This is a genomic window from Roseobacter sp. EG26 (genome assembly GCF_049830555.1).
In the GTDB taxonomy this organism is placed as follows: domain Bacteria; phylum Pseudomonadota; class Alphaproteobacteria; order Rhodobacterales; family Rhodobacteraceae; genus Roseobacter.
This window is the reverse complement of record NZ_JBNBLH010000013.1, coordinates 1-13,854: the sequence shown is the minus strand read 5'-3', so window position 1 is coordinate 13,854 and position 13,854 is coordinate 1. Positions and strand designations below refer to the sequence as shown.

General features: G+C 55.2%; 17 protein-coding genes. 8 read left to right on the top strand and 9 right to left on the bottom strand.

Annotated features, from left to right (window positions below):
- From ACOTTU_RS21100 to cysE, 3 genes are all read left to right on the top strand, one after another.
- Complete coding sequence (locus tag ACOTTU_RS21100; protein WP_425661078.1) at nucleotides 1–222, top strand: tautomerase family protein; 222 nt, start codon at nucleotides 1–3, stop codon at nucleotides 220–222.
- Nucleotides 223–525: 303 nt separating this feature from the next.
- The gene (locus ACOTTU_RS21095; protein WP_425660898.1) at nucleotides 526–1,431 is read left to right on the top strand and encodes a DMT family transporter; all 906 of its coding nucleotides are present in this window, start codon (nucleotides 526–528) and stop codon (nucleotides 1,429–1,431) included.
- 36 nt (nucleotides 1,432–1,467) lie between these two features.
- The gene (cysE, locus tag ACOTTU_RS21090; RefSeq protein ID WP_425660896.1) at nucleotides 1,468–2,274 is read left to right on the top strand and encodes a serine O-acetyltransferase; all 807 of its coding nucleotides are present in this window, start codon (nucleotides 1,468–1,470) and stop codon (nucleotides 2,272–2,274) included.
- Between the two features lie 256 nt (nucleotides 2,275–2,530).
- On the opposite strand, the gene ACOTTU_RS21085 is transcribed toward cysE, so the two are convergent.
- The 4 genes from ACOTTU_RS21085 to ACOTTU_RS21070 form a co-directional block, all read right to left on the bottom strand.
- Complete coding sequence (locus tag ACOTTU_RS21085; RefSeq protein WP_425660894.1) at nucleotides 2,531–3,037, bottom strand: hypothetical protein; 507 nt, start codon at nucleotides 3,035–3,037, stop codon at nucleotides 2,531–2,533.
- A 71-nt stretch (nucleotides 3,038–3,108) separates the two neighbouring features.
- Nucleotides 3,109–3,618 (bottom strand): YHS domain-containing (seleno)protein, encoded by a 510-nt coding sequence (locus ACOTTU_RS21080; RefSeq protein WP_425660892.1) that lies wholly within the window; start codon nucleotides 3,616–3,618, stop codon nucleotides 3,109–3,111.
- Between the two features lie 36 nt (nucleotides 3,619–3,654).
- Complete coding sequence (locus tag ACOTTU_RS21075; protein ID WP_425660890.1) at nucleotides 3,655–4,512, bottom strand: cysteine hydrolase; 858 nt, start codon at nucleotides 4,510–4,512, stop codon at nucleotides 3,655–3,657.
- 204 nt (nucleotides 4,513–4,716) lie between these two features.
- A complete protein-coding gene (locus ACOTTU_RS21070) occupies nucleotides 4,717–5,181 on the bottom strand; it encodes a DUF1348 family protein (RefSeq protein ID WP_425660888.1) in 465 nt (154 codons plus the stop codon).
- Nucleotides 5,182–5,600: 419 nt separating this feature from the next.
- On the opposite strand from ACOTTU_RS21070, the gene ACOTTU_RS21065 reads away from it, so the two are divergent.
- Together ACOTTU_RS21065 and ACOTTU_RS21060 are read left to right on the top strand one after the other, a co-directional pair.
- Nucleotides 5,601–6,173, top strand: coding sequence for a TetR/AcrR family transcriptional regulator (locus ACOTTU_RS21065; RefSeq protein ID WP_425660886.1), 573 nt, complete (start codon nucleotides 5,601–5,603; stop codon nucleotides 6,171–6,173).
- A gap of 252 nt (nucleotides 6,174–6,425) precedes the next feature.
- Complete coding sequence (locus ACOTTU_RS21060) at nucleotides 6,426–6,992, top strand: carboxymuconolactone decarboxylase family protein (protein ID WP_425660884.1); 567 nt, start codon at nucleotides 6,426–6,428, stop codon at nucleotides 6,990–6,992.
- 96 nt (nucleotides 6,993–7,088) lie between these two features.
- Here the strand turns inward: ACOTTU_RS21060 and ACOTTU_RS21055 are convergent, their stop codons facing one another.
- From ACOTTU_RS21055 to ACOTTU_RS21045, 3 genes are all read right to left on the bottom strand, one after another.
- Nucleotides 7,089–7,586 carry an AAA family ATPase gene (locus ACOTTU_RS21055; RefSeq protein ID WP_425660882.1) on the bottom strand — a complete coding sequence of 166 codons (498 nt, stop codon included), beginning with the start codon at nucleotides 7,584–7,586 and terminating at the stop codon, nucleotides 7,089–7,091.
- 438 nt (nucleotides 7,587–8,024) lie between these two features.
- Entirely contained in the window at nucleotides 8,025–8,243 is a 219-nt protein-coding gene (locus ACOTTU_RS21050; protein ID WP_425660880.1) for a DUF6500 family protein, read from the bottom strand.
- Between the two features lie 466 nt (nucleotides 8,244–8,709).
- On the bottom strand, nucleotides 8,710–9,531 hold the full coding sequence (locus ACOTTU_RS21045) for a hypothetical protein (RefSeq protein ID WP_425660878.1): 822 nt from the start codon (nucleotides 9,529–9,531) through the stop codon (nucleotides 8,710–8,712).
- 289 nt (nucleotides 9,532–9,820) lie between these two features.
- Between ACOTTU_RS21045 and ACOTTU_RS21040 the strand changes: the two genes are divergently transcribed.
- A complete protein-coding gene (locus ACOTTU_RS21040; RefSeq protein ID WP_425660876.1) occupies nucleotides 9,821–10,045 on the top strand; it encodes a hypothetical protein in 225 nt (74 codons plus the stop codon).
- A gap of 4 nt (nucleotides 10,046–10,049) precedes the next feature.
- The gene (locus ACOTTU_RS21035) at nucleotides 10,050–11,393 is read left to right on the top strand and encodes a S41 family peptidase (RefSeq protein ID WP_425660874.1); all 1,344 of its coding nucleotides are present in this window, start codon (nucleotides 10,050–10,052) and stop codon (nucleotides 11,391–11,393) included.
- A gap of 81 nt (nucleotides 11,394–11,474) precedes the next feature.
- Here the strand turns inward: ACOTTU_RS21035 and ACOTTU_RS21030 are convergent, their stop codons facing one another.
- Nucleotides 11,475–11,672, bottom strand: coding sequence for a hypothetical protein (locus ACOTTU_RS21030; protein WP_425661082.1), 198 nt, complete (start codon nucleotides 11,670–11,672; stop codon nucleotides 11,475–11,477).
- On the opposite strand from ACOTTU_RS21030, the gene ACOTTU_RS21025 reads away from it, so the two are divergent.
- Nucleotides 11,617–12,024 carry a DUF6653 family protein gene (locus ACOTTU_RS21025; protein WP_425660872.1) on the top strand — a complete coding sequence of 136 codons (408 nt, stop codon included), beginning with the start codon at nucleotides 11,617–11,619 and terminating at the stop codon, nucleotides 12,022–12,024. The genes ACOTTU_RS21030 and ACOTTU_RS21025 overlap by 56 nt on opposite strands.
- 136 nt (nucleotides 12,025–12,160) lie before the next feature.
- Here the strand turns inward: ACOTTU_RS21025 and ACOTTU_RS21020 are convergent.
- Nucleotides 12,161–13,503, bottom strand: a protein-coding gene (locus ACOTTU_RS21020; RefSeq protein WP_425660870.1) for an IS3 family transposase whose coding sequence is annotated in 2 segments (ribosomal slippage) — nucleotides 12,161–13,176 and nucleotides 13,176–13,503 — 1,344 coding nt in all. Because the reading frame shifts where the segments join, the coding sequence is not laid out codon by codon here.
- Nucleotides 13,504–13,854: the final 351 nt, after the last annotated feature.

Sequence of the window (13,854 nt, the reverse complement as noted above, 5' to 3'; positions counted from 1 at the left end):
ATACCCTATGTAAACATCAAGGTAACGCAAGAAGGTGGCCCAAACGGCACCGGACCATCACCGGAGGAAAAAGCACGGCTGATCGCTGGTGTGACCAACCTCCTTCAGGACGTTCTGAACAAAAATCCCGCCACGACCTTTGTTGTGATCGACGAAGTGCCGCTCGACAACTGGGGCATGGAAGGCAAGCAAGTCAGCCATATCCGCGCCGCGACATCCTGAACGCGCTCGCACCGCACACAAGCATTTTCTGACATAGCCCGGCGCGCGTGACAGCGCGCCGGAACAGAGGAGAGATCCGATGTTACCTTTTGAACGTTTTATTTCAGGCCCACAGCCTACAAACCTTTCGCTCCACGCAATCCCACGGCTCGAGAATACGATCCCCACGCAAGGCCCTGATTGGCTCGCGCTTCTTGACGATGGAGGTCAAGTATTGTTGCGTCACCTGCCCGCCGAAAGGGATCAAGCACCACAAACACGGCAGGGCGTGTCATGACATGCGCCAACTGCAAAAGATCATCCATGGCGGGCTACGCATGGATGGCGGTCGCCGTCTTGATCTGGGCAAGCTGGCTGGTTCTGACCTCTTCGGGTCGCACCACCGCCCTTTCCATCGTTGACCTGGCCGGGTTTCGGGCGCTGATCCCAACGTTCATACTAGCGCCGTTGCTTTGGCGCCAGCGTCGGAACATCGCTCAGTTGGGCGTCACGCGATGCCTGCTCCTATCCGCATATGGCGCACCCTTCACCCTGTGTGTCGGATATGGGTTGACCTATGCGCCTGTTGCCCATGCCGGCGCGATGGTCCCCGGTCTGATGCCGGTGTTTGCCGCCGCGCTAAGCTATGTTTTTCTGGGCCAACGATTGTCGCCCCGGCAAGTGATATCCGTCCTGCTTATTCAGTCAGGAGCCTTGGCGATCTTGCTTCGAACATCAGCGGCATCTGGCGCGGGCGAGATGTGGGTCGGCCACCTGCTCTTTCTGATGGGGGCATTGTGCTGGGCCTGTTTTACCACAACGGTGATAGCGCTCGACATCTCGCCTTATCTGGCCACATCCATCGTCGGCGGGGTCTCTTCAGTGGGGCTTATCCCTATCTGGGCCTTGCTCGATCTGTCTACATTGGGCTCGGCGCATCCGGCTGACATTCTTTTTCAAGCTGTGTTCCAAGGCATCTTCTCAGGCCTGGTCTCACTCTTTGCCTTCGGCCAAGCGCTTCGATTGATCGGCACCAACGCAACCGCCCTGTCCGCATTGACGCCCGGCGTTGCGACCGTGCTGGCCATTCCGGTGCTTGGTCAGGTCCCTGATCTTATAGATTTTTCGGCCTTGACCCTGGTGGTTGCCGGTTTGGTCACTGGCTCGTCCAACAAGGGCGGCGGGCTGGGTCGGTTGCCTGCCGACCCAAAGAAATCTCAGTCCGCCTAATTGCGACAGTCACCTCAAAGATAGGAGCCGTTGCTGATGAATGTCACCTTCGAACCTGACCTCAATCCGGCACAGCTTTGGCAGATCCTTCTGCACGAAGCACGCGCGACGGAACAAAAGGAACCCTTTCTCGCTCCGGTATTAAAGCGGACGCTTCTCGACCGCGGCTCCCTGCAAGATGCTATCGCGCACAGGCTCGCCGGTGACTTGGCCTCCGCCGGGATGGGCGAAGGCGCATATCTGACACTTCTCTCAGATGTGCTTGATGAAGACCCCGCCATCGTCGCAGATACCGCGCTTGACTTCATCGCGGTCTATTCAAACGACCCTGCGTGCCGGACACATGTCCATGCCTTCTTGAACTACAAGGGCTTTCACGCCTTGCAGGTGCACCGTATCGCGCACCGATTGTGGAATACCGGCCGAAGAGAGCTTGCTGTGTGGTTATCGAACCGTGCCTCTGCAGTTTCTGGCACCGATATTCACCCTGCTGCAAAATTCGGCGCAGGGATCATGCTGGATCACGGGTCCGGGATTGTGATAGGCGAAACGGCTGTTGTCGAAGATAACGTCACGATCCTACAGAACGTGACCCTCGGCGGCACCGGGAAAATACAGGGAGACCGTCATCCCAAAGTGCGACGGGGCGTCATGATTGGTACTGGGGCCAACATCATCGGAAACATTGAAATCGGCGCTTTTAGTAAAGTCGGGGCAGGCAGTGTCGTGTTGAAAGACGTCCCACAAGGATGCACCGTCGCTGGTATCCCGGCGCAGATTGTCCGTCTCCATCCCGCAGCAGAGTTTCCTGCAGTCGGTCCTGTTCAGCCTTTTCATTGTTGAGACTGAACGTGCGTCAACCAAACCAGTTCGCAGTACGTCCATTTCCGTTTGTAATTTTGTAGCTGAAGCCGACTTTCGCGCGCTCAACAGCATTTGGGATTCTGAATCAGAACGCATATTTGGCCAGTTGGTCAGCCGAAGAAGCCGCTAAAGCTTTTTGCTCTGGATTTAGGCTGCGTATCTTGCGCGGCAATCTGTTAGAAGACCTAAAGGTTTCGGCAACAGAATGATCATTGCCGAAACCGATAAACTGAGTTCATTCGGCTGGAACCTGCCGCTCGCAGTTTCGGTTGCTGCGCAACGCTCGTGCCAGCAAAACGAACATCATGATTTGAGTCACAAGTAACACTGGCACGATGAATGTCGGTATGTACCACGTGACACCAAGTTGCGGGATCGCTTCGGCCTGTCGCAAAGCATTCAACAGACCAAAGAAGCCTACCAGATTGAGAACCCAGACAAGCGCGATGGCAACGGCTGCTCGCGCGCGCAACAGAAGAAATGCGATGACCGCCAAGGCAGCGCTTGCCAGGTCGCCATAGGCAGCGGCTGCCGCGAAGTCTCCAGGGATGTCAGCGCCAACGAGCCCCGGAACCTGAAAGCTCATCCCGACATGTCGGAACATGTGCGGGATCACAAGCACTGCCAGAGCTGAGTGAAGTGAAAGCGTCGACAGCCAGGGGGCAACATAGGCGCGGGCAATCAGGGCCACGACGAGCAGGCTGAATCCAAGCTGAAGGCCAAAGATGGCTTCGATAGACATAGAGTTTCTTTTCGATTGAACAGAAGAGAGCGTGACCCCGGTCGGAACAGGATCACGCATTCCGATTTTGGTCAGAGATCTTCGACTGGTGTCGTGCGGATACCCGGCCACTTGTCAAAAGCACCAGCGATCACCGTCTCTTTATCCTCGAGGTATTTCTCGAATATGGTCGCGTTGACGAAGAGATTGAGTTTGCCATCCGCGATATCCGCATAGCGAACATCACCATCGAGCTTTTTGCCGACATGCACCCCGAAGGCACAGAAGCCACCGAATTGGGGGAGAAAAGCCTCGGGCGACGCGTCGAAACGGGTCTTGGCTTCGGCAGAGGCAAAGTAATAGTCCACACCGTCACGTGTTGAGGTATGAATCGCATCGCCGATTTCGGGAACGTCACCTTCGAACATCGACACTGGGTCGATACCGTGCATGCCCAGGGAATTGCCGGTCAGGGTGAGGCCATTAACGACGTTGTATTCGTCGGCGGCAAAGGCATGGGAGGCATGGTGAAAGATTGCCGCAGAAGACAGAACAAGAATGGTGGTCCAGGTGCGGACGGTTTTGATAAATGTCGTGTTCATTGGAAACTCCATAATTGAGGGTTGTTGGGTTGGGCGTCAGGCACCCGCTGCGATCCGCTTGACGGCATCATCCGTCCACCAGACGCCGTTTGCGACCATGCGGAAGTTGATGATGGCGGCCAGATAGCCGTCGCCCTCGGGCACTTTCGCCCCGGCGGTGGCGTCCCGCACCACGGCGACCTCATAGCCGAGCTCGAGCAGGTCATAGAGATGCGCCTGCGTGCAGAGGTTTGCGGACATGCCGGCCAGGATCACCTTGTCGACCCCGCGCTTCCTGAGCTGCAGGTTCAGGTCATTCTGCGCCGGGCTGTAGACCTTGTGGGGCGAGCAGACGATGGTCTCACCATCCTCGATGTATTTCTTGTATTGCGGCATCCAGTCGGCGCCGGATCCATCGAAATTGTCGAGGTTCAGCGGCCCGGGACGGTCGAACATGCCGATGCCATGCATCGTGGCCTCGAGCGTGCCCTCGAAGTTCCACTTGTGGTCATGCGGATAGTAGTAATGCGGCGAGATGAAGACCGGCATGCCCGCCGCCTTCGCCGCGATAAAAAGCCGCTCGATATTGTCGACCGTGCCCTGTTCGGTCACGCTTTCTCCGACCACGCCCCAGGTCACGCCGTCCTCCGACAAAAAGTCGATTTGCGGGTCGGTGACCACCAGGGCGGTACGTTCGGGATCAATTGTCATATCGATCTGCGGCAAACCCGGCTTTTCTGGATCAGCATAAAGCGCGCGAGCTTCGTCGGTGGCGGCTGCAGCGCTTTGACCGGTGATGGCCACAGCTCCTGCGGCGGCAGCACCGGCTGCGCCAGCCAGGACGCGACGGCGGGCTTGATTGACATATTCGTCGTCAATGCCGCAGCTGCAGTCATGATCGTGTTTGTGTTTCATATCTGGTCTCCTTTGTTTGTGTTGTCAGGGTGACGGGAGGACCGCGACGTGAAAAATGATGGTTTCTCACTTCACGGCTGAGATTTATCGATGCTCCTGGTCGGCGGGCTGTTCCCCGTACCTGTTGGCACGTCTGTCCGGTTCACGGCGGTCTGGCCGCCGTGTGGGCAAGGGAAAAATCCGCTTTCCTCGGGGACCGGCGCCTTACAGCCCCAGTTCGGTCAGGCCCGGGTGATCTTCGGGCCTTGGCCCGTCGGCCCATTGCATCAGGCGGTCGGCTTCGGTGATCGGCAGATCATTGATCGACGCGATACGCCGCTGCATCAGGCCATCATCGGCGAACTCCCAGTTCTCGTTCCCATAGGAGCGAAACCAGTTTCCGCCGTCATCGTGCCATTCATAGGCGAAGCGCACGGCGATCCGGTTGCCCTCGAAGGCCCAGAGCTCCTTGATCAGCCGGTAGTCGAACTCGCGGACCCATTTCCGGGTCAGGAACGCCTCGATGGCGGCGCGGCCCTCGACGAACTCAGCGCGATTCCGCCAGATACTGTCGGACGTGTAGGCCAATGCGACCTTTTCCGGTTCTTTAGAATTCCAGCCGTCTTCGGCCATGCGAACTTTCTGGGTGGCGGTTTCTTGGTTGAATGGGGGGAGGGGCGGTCGGGACATGTCTGCTCTTTCTCTTTGGGGTAAGGCGCCCCGGCCAACGAGGCAGGGAGGAGGACAGGGCCGGGGCGCAGTTTTAACCGAACGGTCGTCGCTTTCGATCTCTGCCCGCGCATGCACGAGAGCCCCAGCAGTCAGGGAAATGGCTGCAGCAGAGGTGGGAGGAGCCTCTGCATCGGGAGCCATGGGGCTTCGGGGATGTGTCATGCGGGGAATCCTTGAAAGGTGGATTTAGGTTAACCGTTCGGTCAATACTTAGAAAGTGTACAAATCTGTTAACCCTGTCAACTGTATTTTTCTTCGGATGAAGCGTATTATAACAGGCGGTAAATTTTGCGTGTTTTTTGAAGCACATGCCCAATTTTCCTTGAGGTGGCCGTCAGCAAGGGTTAAAACCGATCAGTCAACCATTGAGGCGAATCATGCAGCAAACAAAACGGGACGAACTCGTTCGCAAAGCGCTCGACACCTTCTATCGCAATGGCTTTCACGCCACTGGAATGGATATGATCGCCAAGGAAACCGGCGTATCAAAGACATCCATCTACAAGCACTTCCGCACGAAGGAGGATCTCATCCTCGCCGTTCTCAGGTTGCGCGACGAAAACTTCCGGAACTGGTTGTTCCGACGCATAGACGATTTGTCCGACACGCCGGGTGAAAAGCTACTGGCGATCTTCGATGCGCTCGAAGAATGGTTTTCCATGCGTGAATTCCGCGGCTGCATGTTTATCAAGGCAAGCGCCGAGTACCAGGAACATGACGACCCCATTCACGCCCAATCATCTGAACATAAACGGCTTTTGTCGGAGCACTTTGCTCGGTTGTGTAAGGCGGCTGGCACGTCACAGCCCGAGCAGCTCGCCCAGCAGATCCTGGTTTTGAAAGAAGGCGCGATTGTGATGGCCGTGCTGGGTCGTGGGCTTGAGGCAGCGAGAGATGCCAAGAATACCGCGCGTGTCCTGATCGATGCCCATTTGCCAGCGGCGGAATAGACAAAAACCAAAACCGACCGGAAGTCGTGACCGCACTGCGCTTGGCCATTTTGTCAAGCGCGGTGATCGCCGGGGCTCTCGCGCTTCCTTGTTAGCATGCGGCCCTCGGATATCCGTGACGGTCATTGCACAATCCGGCGCCATGCTCTGCACATACAACCGAAAGGTAGGGATTTTTCAGAAAGTATTGACCGACCGGTAAACTCACCTAAGTAACGTGGACCAATCGCTCAAATCCAATGGAGACCTGACATGACCGATTTCACCACGCATAGCATCGACACGGCGCCTGCCGCCGCCAAGCCGTTCCTTGAAAGCGCAAAAAGCGCCTACAGTTTCGTTCCCAACCTTCTGGGCAATATGGCCGAAGCGCCCGCCCTGCTTGAGGGATACATGTCCCTGGCCGGCATCTTCGGCAAAACCGACCTGACCGAGACCGAGCGCCAGATCATTCTGATGACCAATAACCGCCTGAATGGCTGCACCTACTGCATGGCCGCGCATACGACGATTTCGCAGATGGCCAACGTACCGGCTGATGTGGTCGAAGCGCTGCGCACAGATACGCCGATTGCTGACGCCAAACTCGAGGCGCTGCGGAAATTTGCCATCGCCGTCACCGAAAGCCGCGGTTGGCCGACAGACGCGCAGGTCAACGCGTTCCTTGCAGCTGGATACACGCGGCAGACCGTTCTGGAAGTGATCCTCGGCACCGCGCTGAAGGTCATGTCCAACTATACCAACCACATCGCACGCACTGAGCTTGATGACGCCTTCGCACCGAATGCCTGGGCGCCCGACACGGTGAAAGCCGCCTGACCTAAGGGACTATTGACGACCTCGCTGCCAAACGCGGGGTCGTCTGCCAAATCAGCCGCAAAGACGGAACCTTCGGTGAGAAGGGCCGTGGCAGGTTCATCCAGTTGCAGTGAAAATCTCGATATTGAAGCCTTCCTCGGCCAAAGGCGCAACGAAATGGCTGGAAAACTGGCGAAACTGCTTCTCGGTCACCGCGAAAGCATGATTGCCCTGCGCATTGCGGGCGCGCAGCCGTGCCAGGCACAGTTCATCTGGAATATCCAGCAAGTACAGCGTGTGAGACGCGTTCGTTTCCTGAAGTATGTCACGCATCCACTGGCGTGTTTCCACCGTGTTGGCGGGAAAATCCAACACCACTGAAACGCCGGCTTTCAACAACGCGGCCACATGTGGCCCCATGACAGTGCGGAGTTTAAACACGCAGTGCACATAGTCGCGGGGTGTGGCCAACTGATCCGAGTAGAGAGCGCCGAGCCATTCGTCTTCGCTGATGAGGACGGTCCCTTCCATACTCGCGAGCGTGGCGGCCAATGTGGACTTTCCGGCGGCAATCTTGCCGCAGAACAGGTGTAGCGTGGGCGGTGCATCGGACATTGGAGCCACCATTTTAAACGCAGCTTATGCAATTAAGCTTCGGACAGACCCAAAGGCAAGCGGCGCTGAAAGGTTTTGTATTCAGACTTTATACCAGCGATCGCTCATTTCTACGCTTATGGCTCACCAGTCTCCGTGACACTGGTCCGCCTGAATAAGTTTTCGCCGAAATGGACGTTTGTTGTGGACGCAGCTTCGGCCATTTTGGGCTCAGATCACGATTTCGGTTCCAAAGACACGAATGACCGGATCTGAAATTCCTGACTTTTGTTGAAGTTGATCGAGAAGGGCAGGGGGCGAGACGAAGCTGTCCTTCGCGGCAGCTGCTGCAATGTCAGCTTTTCAAATGCCTGCTATACTACGGTATCTAAGAATAGGTGGCGATGGCACAAGGTAGGCCAGACAATCCACAGGTCAACGGGACGAAGCAGTCATTGCTCACACGCCCGAAACAATCAGGTCTCTGATTTTTGTGGCCCTCTCAAAATGATCAAGCTCATGGGTTTTGATCCACCATTCTGCAGCTTCCATGAGAAGCGCGGGATCATCGTTTTTGTTCGCAAAGAATGCATAGAAAGAAAGGCCTACAGTCTCACCTTTCTTGGCGATCTTTTCGTTGCAAATTCCGATTGCTTTCGTCTTTAGAGACTGTCGCATTGTGAGTTAAGCTCTTTGCGTCGCAGGTGTAGAGATTGGAACATAGAGAGAACATTAAGGCTTTACAATGCGCTTGATACGGTAGGGGTGGGCTCATCGCCGCCTAATACTCTTGCGACAGGGTCCATGACTGTTTGAGGCCGTAACCAGCCACTAACCGAGCTATGCAACACTCTAATCTAGCCGCGCACTCTGCGACGCTCTGCCGGTTACTTCACAAGAGCGGAGATGGGCTTCGCAGCGGCAAAACCTGGCTGTGAGCCCAATTTGACTGATGCTGCACCAAACACAAATGGCAGCTGCCTATTAATCACGGGTCGGGCATCCGCTAACCCCTCTGCATTTGTTGATCATTCTGTGGCCCTTAAACTGGCCTTTCATACGCACTTAGTCACCATGACACTTCGACCGGCGTCGAACTGATCGCTGTGGGCTGGAAAAGGACATATTTGGCCGTCGATATTGTCTACATTGATACTCTTGCCTGGTCGCTCTGCATATTCTGATCTACCAAGAGCACCCGGAGATTTCCTGACTTTTCGAACCCGAGGTCGACGAATGATCTGGCATCTTCGTGAGTTTCATATCCGACGATGGGTCGGCCCGTGCCAAAACACTCCGTACAACGGATAGCGGCATCAACAACCGAATGATTATTAGTCGGTCCAAACACATTTGACACGCCAACCACTTCGGATGACTGATTTGCAATACAACCGGCCCGAAACCCCTCTTTGCCCTCTTGTCCAAAGAATGCGATATTGGTGTTATCCAACAGGCTGGCAGGAAACATCGGCGTTTCGGATTGCACGTTCGAAGCGCTCCAAGCGGCTTCCCATCGTGTCAGGCCTTCTTTGGTAGCGATCCTTTTCCAAGGAGCGGAAGTTTCTTCAGCCGAAGCCTCTTTCCAGATCCACGTCGCGGAAAACAGTGTTACTGCCGAAAGTTGCCCAAGTGGCAAGTCAGCAAAGCTGTCCTTGACGGCAAATGCGGATTGAGCGGCCATGTTCTCGGACCGAAAAGGCCCGGCGCCGAGTCCCGGTCGTAAAGTAACCGCCTTTGGGTAGAGGGGCGGAGGCGTGCCGGTACAAACCAATGCGTTCTCGTCTCGCCGCACCGCAAGACCGTGGGCCGCAAACACTGCGGCACAAAGATCGGCATTGTTCTGGGCAGCTAATACCGACTTTCTCAAATTGCTCTCGCTCATCACAAATTCCAATTCTAGATAACTTGCTACAGTGACATCGGGGCTTTTGCCCAAGTTCAGCCCCTGAAACCATGCGCGCATTGTTGGTTGGCGTGCCAAAGTTAATACGAATTAGCCGAGATTGGTTTAGTCGGATGACTAACGCCACTGGCTGCATCAGCATCTTATGGAACTCTCAGTGATCACTCACAAGTGGATATCGCCGTTGGTCCGCCCGTTTGCACATTGATCGGGTTTCCTCTTAGTTTCCACGATCAGGCTTGGCAAAATGTGTGCACTACTCTTTATGAGAGGTCGATCCCAAGATGGGTTTGACCCTTGTTTAAATTCCTGTCTTAAGGTTTCGAAGATACGGTTCAATGAGGTTAGAATGAGCGATCTTGGTTTCACTTTCAGGCAGTCCAAGAACGATGAGGTGGTGGTCGACCATCGCGGCAAGCGGGCCACAATCCTTCGGGGCGACAAGGCAGAATGGTTCCTGCAGGACATGGACGGGCTGGACTTCGATAGCCAGCAACAAGAGATGGCTCGCCTGACCGGAAACTACAAACGCGGCAATGAACGCAAGGCACGCAACCATCCCCGAAACAGGTAGGCTGATGCTCAAAACACTGGTCCGCTGGAGCACCGCTGCCGTTGGTAGCATCCTCGCGTTCGGAGCTGTGACATGGTATGTCACCCTCCCGGAGGAAGAACCGAGAGGCACCTGGTCTGCCCCCGCTTATGGAATGGCTTTACGCATAGGTGCTCTTCGGGCTGAGGTTTTTCGAATAACACCAGTGAGTTGCTTCCGGGAGTACCACTTCCCGGCTCATTACGGATTAGTAAAGATCGCATCCGGGGCAACAATATCTACCAACAAAGGCGGCATCGAGTTGCGTTTGGACGGCGCGCTGGAGCCTATACGGTTTACCACCTCAGACCTTCCAACCGAATGTGATGATCCGGAACACCGGGACGGCGGTGTACAGCATACATTTGACGTGTTTTGGCACGTAATGGACCACCATTATCCCTTCTTTGCGGTCTACGGCGTGGATTGGGAAGCTCAAAAGTCACGGGCTCCAGAAACAAATACCATTGGAGAAGCGGAGCTGGCGCAACGCTTGCGAGATGCTGTGGCCGGGCTGGACGATGGTCATGTTCAGCTTTCAATGGGTAAACAGGGAACATTCTCTCCGGAACGCCCCCCCGAATGGCTGAAGAATGCCCCAACACTCACGCATGACCGTTTGTGGGACATCGCCTTGAGCGAAGCGGATATTGAGGTCCAAAAGACAGAAAACATCTCTATCCGTTATGGTCTTCGCACTGATGGGATCGGGTATATCGCAATAAAGGAAATGGAAGTGCGGGCCGGGTTCAACCAGTCATCATATGACGCGACCGTTCAGGCCTTTGCTAAAGTTGCTGAAGCCCTTCAGAATGCCGATGCCCTTGTGGTGGACGTGCGTTATAACCCCGGAGGAGCGGACAGTGTTTCCATGGCCCTAGCAGGGTTCTTTACGGATCGCACTCAGGACGTTTTCCAGAAAATGGCGTGGAAGAAACCGGAATACTCAAAACCGTTCACAGCGACGCTGACACCGTCTTCCGATCTGGTTCTTGCACAACCAACCTTGCTTCTTACCAGCGAGCTGACCGGCAGTGCAGCTGAGATATTCACGTTGGCAATGCGTGAAATACCCAATGTGACAGTAATGGGATCACGTACTTCGGGTGGGCTGTCAGACATGATGGAACTAACCTTACCGAATGGATGGACGCTTGGTTTGTCCCCGCAAAAGTACGTTTCAATGGATGGTGAGGAGTTTGAGGCGATTGGCATTCCGCCAGATGTTGAGATTCCGCAGGATAGCGGTGCTCTTTTGCTGGGTTCAGACAGGGTTCTTGAAAAAGCGATTCAAACGCTTCGAGGCGTTATCCTAAATCCTGCTGGGTGAGACCACTGAACATGTATAAGAATTGAATGCGTTTCCAGTACGCGACGTTTACCACACGCATGGTTCTTGGTGCAGGATAATTCAATAATTCAACCCCGCCTCGACATCCCAGTATGGCCTGCCCTTTCCGATCCGTTCAGCAAGGAAATCCACAAAGGCGCGAACTTTCATTGGCATGTGACGGCGCTCAGGAAAAACAGCATAAAGCGCCTGTTCCGGAAACATGTACTCAAGCAAGACCCGGACCAGATGGCCGGAGGCCAAGTGGGCACCCGACACGAAGGTTGGCGATCCACGTCTGTTTCGGCCGCCCGCACGTAATGATGCGTGGATGACTAAAGGTGTTCTGGGCGAGAGGGTTTGGCTGGCCAAATCGGTCACATCTATTCCAGCGCATCATGTGAAGATGGGACGCTTGCTGAATTCTGTCCCTGGGGCCGGGGTGGTGATCTTGATCTACGGCCTGTGGCACCTTGATTTGGGTGTCGTTTTTTGCCGGGCTGGTTGTCACCATAGGGGCGAAACTCTGGTTCCTGGACCGCATGGTTTGGTTTTTGGCAGATACATTCGAGAACAGCGCCGACCCTGGCGAGTCCCACGCGTCATGAGCAAGATCGCCGACCGCTTTTGAACACCTCTGGCGTCGATAGCATGCCAAGAGAAATCAGCTCCCGCATTTTCTCACCATCGTAGTGTCCGTCGTCAGGGTTTTTGGAACCGATGGCGGCGTAAACTAAGCGAGAGTTTGGCTCATCTTGTTGGTTTTGTTATGCGGCGCGCTGGCGGTGATGCAAGCGCCGCGCTTCGAGCGTCTTTCGTTTGATCCTTTCTCGTTGTTGTAGAATGGCTTTGTGCCGGCCGAAGTAGACGTCGGCAGGTGTGACGTTGCTGAGGCTCTCATGATAGCGCTGGTGATTGTAGTGTTCGACGAAAGCCGCGATCTGGGCTTCGAGATCGCCGGGCAGGAAGTAGTTTTCCAGCAGGATGCGGTTCTTGAGGGTTTGATGCCAGCGTTCGATCTTGCCTTGGGTTTGCGGGTGATATGGCGCACCACGAGAGTGCTTCATACCTTTGTTTTTTAGCCATTCGGCCAGATCACCGGAGACGTAGCTTGATCCGTTGTCGCTGAGCCAACGTGGCTTGTGGATGACATGCACCTGATCACAGCCAGACGCCTGCAAAGCCAGGTAGAGTGTATCCGTCACATCCTCCGCGCGCATAGTGGTGCAGAGGCTCCAGGAGATGATGTATCGGCTGTAATCGTCCAGGATCGTGCTGAGATAGAACCAGCCCCATCCGAGGACCTTGATGTAGGTGAAGTCTGTTTGCCACAGCTGGTTGATCGCAGTTGTTTTGTCTTTGAACTCGTTCGCTGCCTTGAGCACGATGAAGGCTGGGCTGGTGATCAGATCATGCGCCTTCAGCACGCGGTACACCGTAGATTCTGACACAAAATAGCGTTCCTGATCCGTGAACGTCACCGCCAACTCGCGCGGTGACAGTTCTGTCTCCTGCAAGGCGAAGTCGACAACCTTGCGCTTCACCTCATCGGGCACACGGTTCCAGACGTGCTTTGGCTTGGGAGATTGATCCTGCAGCCCGGCCTCACCACGCTGCAGATAGCGGTCGTACCAGCGGTAGAATGTGGTGCGGGGAATGCCCAGTTTGGCCAACGTCATGCGGGCCGACAGATGGCTTTCCTCGACCAGCCGGATGATCTCCAGTTTCTCTGATGCAGGATATCTCATTCGTGGTCGCCCCCATCGCCTGTCATGCTTTTTTTGAGAAGACGCAGTTCAAGCGTCTGCTCGGCAACGACCTCCTTGAGGTCCTTTGCTTCGCGGCGCAGTGCCTTGACCTCGTCCGTGTTCGCAGCCCGCACTGTATCGCCAGCCAGCCGCTTCTTACCGGCTTCCATGAAGTCCTTGGACCATTTGTAGTAGATGCCCTGTGATATGCCTTCACGGCGGCACAGTTCGGCGATGCTATCCTCACCGCGCAATCCATCCAGCACGATGCGGATCTTCTCTTCGCTGGAATAATGCTTGCGCGTGGCGCGCTTGATGTCTTTGACGATCTTCTCGCCGGGGCTCTTCGTTGTCTTTCTCATCGTCCACTCCTTGGTGGTCACGATGAGCAACAAACCCTCTCTTAGCAAATGACCCTATTTGGACCCATAAGCGCTGACGTCAGACAAACTTCCCATGGAAACCGGTCATCGGCGAAATTTCATCGAAGGGTAGCAAAGTCCGCACTTCAGACCTCAAATGTTGTCGTACGAACGTCTGCTGTATCTATTTTATTAACATAAGAATCCTTATGCGTTATGTCATGTGTAGCAGCAAAGCTAAAATGTCACCCATCTGCAATTCAGGAATGTCACTCTCGCCCGCAACGATAACAGGCAGAGGTTGCGGGCATGGGATGGGTGATGATGAGCGAGCGCGAGCTGAACCGGGTC

Excerpts from the sequence above, each read along its gene's own strand:
- ACOTTU_RS21035 (WP_425660874.1), top strand. The coding sequence starts at position 10,050 with ATGCTCAAAACACTGGTCCGCTGGAGCACCGCTGCCGTTGGTAGCATC.
- ACOTTU_RS21040 (WP_425660876.1), top strand. The coding sequence starts at position 9,821 with ATGAGCGATCTTGGTTTCACTTTCAGGCAGTCCAAGAACGATGAGGTG.
- ACOTTU_RS21055 (WP_425660882.1), bottom strand. The coding sequence starts at position 7,586 with ATGTCCGATGCACCGCCCACGCTACACCTGTTCTGCGGCAAGATTGCC.
- ACOTTU_RS21080 (WP_425660892.1), bottom strand. The coding sequence starts at position 3,618 with ATGAACACGACATTTATCAAAACCGTCCGCACCTGGACCACCATTCTT.
- ACOTTU_RS21065 (WP_425660886.1), top strand. The coding sequence starts at position 5,601 with ATGCAGCAAACAAAACGGGACGAACTCGTTCGCAAAGCGCTCGACACC.
- ACOTTU_RS21075 (WP_425660890.1), bottom strand. The coding sequence starts at position 4,512 with ATGAAACACAAACACGATCATGACTGCAGCTGCGGCATTGACGACGAA.
- cysE (WP_425660896.1), top strand. The coding sequence starts at position 1,468 with ATGAATGTCACCTTCGAACCTGACCTCAATCCGGCACAGCTTTGGCAG.
- ACOTTU_RS21060 (WP_425660884.1), top strand. The coding sequence starts at position 6,426 with ATGACCGATTTCACCACGCATAGCATCGACACGGCGCCTGCCGCCGCC.
- ACOTTU_RS21025 (WP_425660872.1), top strand. The coding sequence starts at position 11,617 with ATGTACTCAAGCAAGACCCGGACCAGATGGCCGGAGGCCAAGTGGGCA.
- ACOTTU_RS21045 (WP_425660878.1), bottom strand. The coding sequence starts at position 9,531 with ATGCGCGCATGGTTTCAGGGGCTGAACTTGGGCAAAAGCCCCGATGTC.
- ACOTTU_RS21095 (WP_425660898.1), top strand. The coding sequence starts at position 526 with ATGGCGGGCTACGCATGGATGGCGGTCGCCGTCTTGATCTGGGCAAGC.
- ACOTTU_RS21070 (WP_425660888.1), bottom strand. The coding sequence starts at position 5,181 with ATGTCCCGACCGCCCCTCCCCCCATTCAACCAAGAAACCGCCACCCAG.
- ACOTTU_RS21050 (WP_425660880.1), bottom strand. The coding sequence starts at position 8,243 with ATGCGACAGTCTCTAAAGACGAAAGCAATCGGAATTTGCAACGAAAAG.
- ACOTTU_RS21085 (WP_425660894.1), bottom strand. The coding sequence starts at position 3,037 with ATGTCTATCGAAGCCATCTTTGGCCTTCAGCTTGGATTCAGCCTGCTC.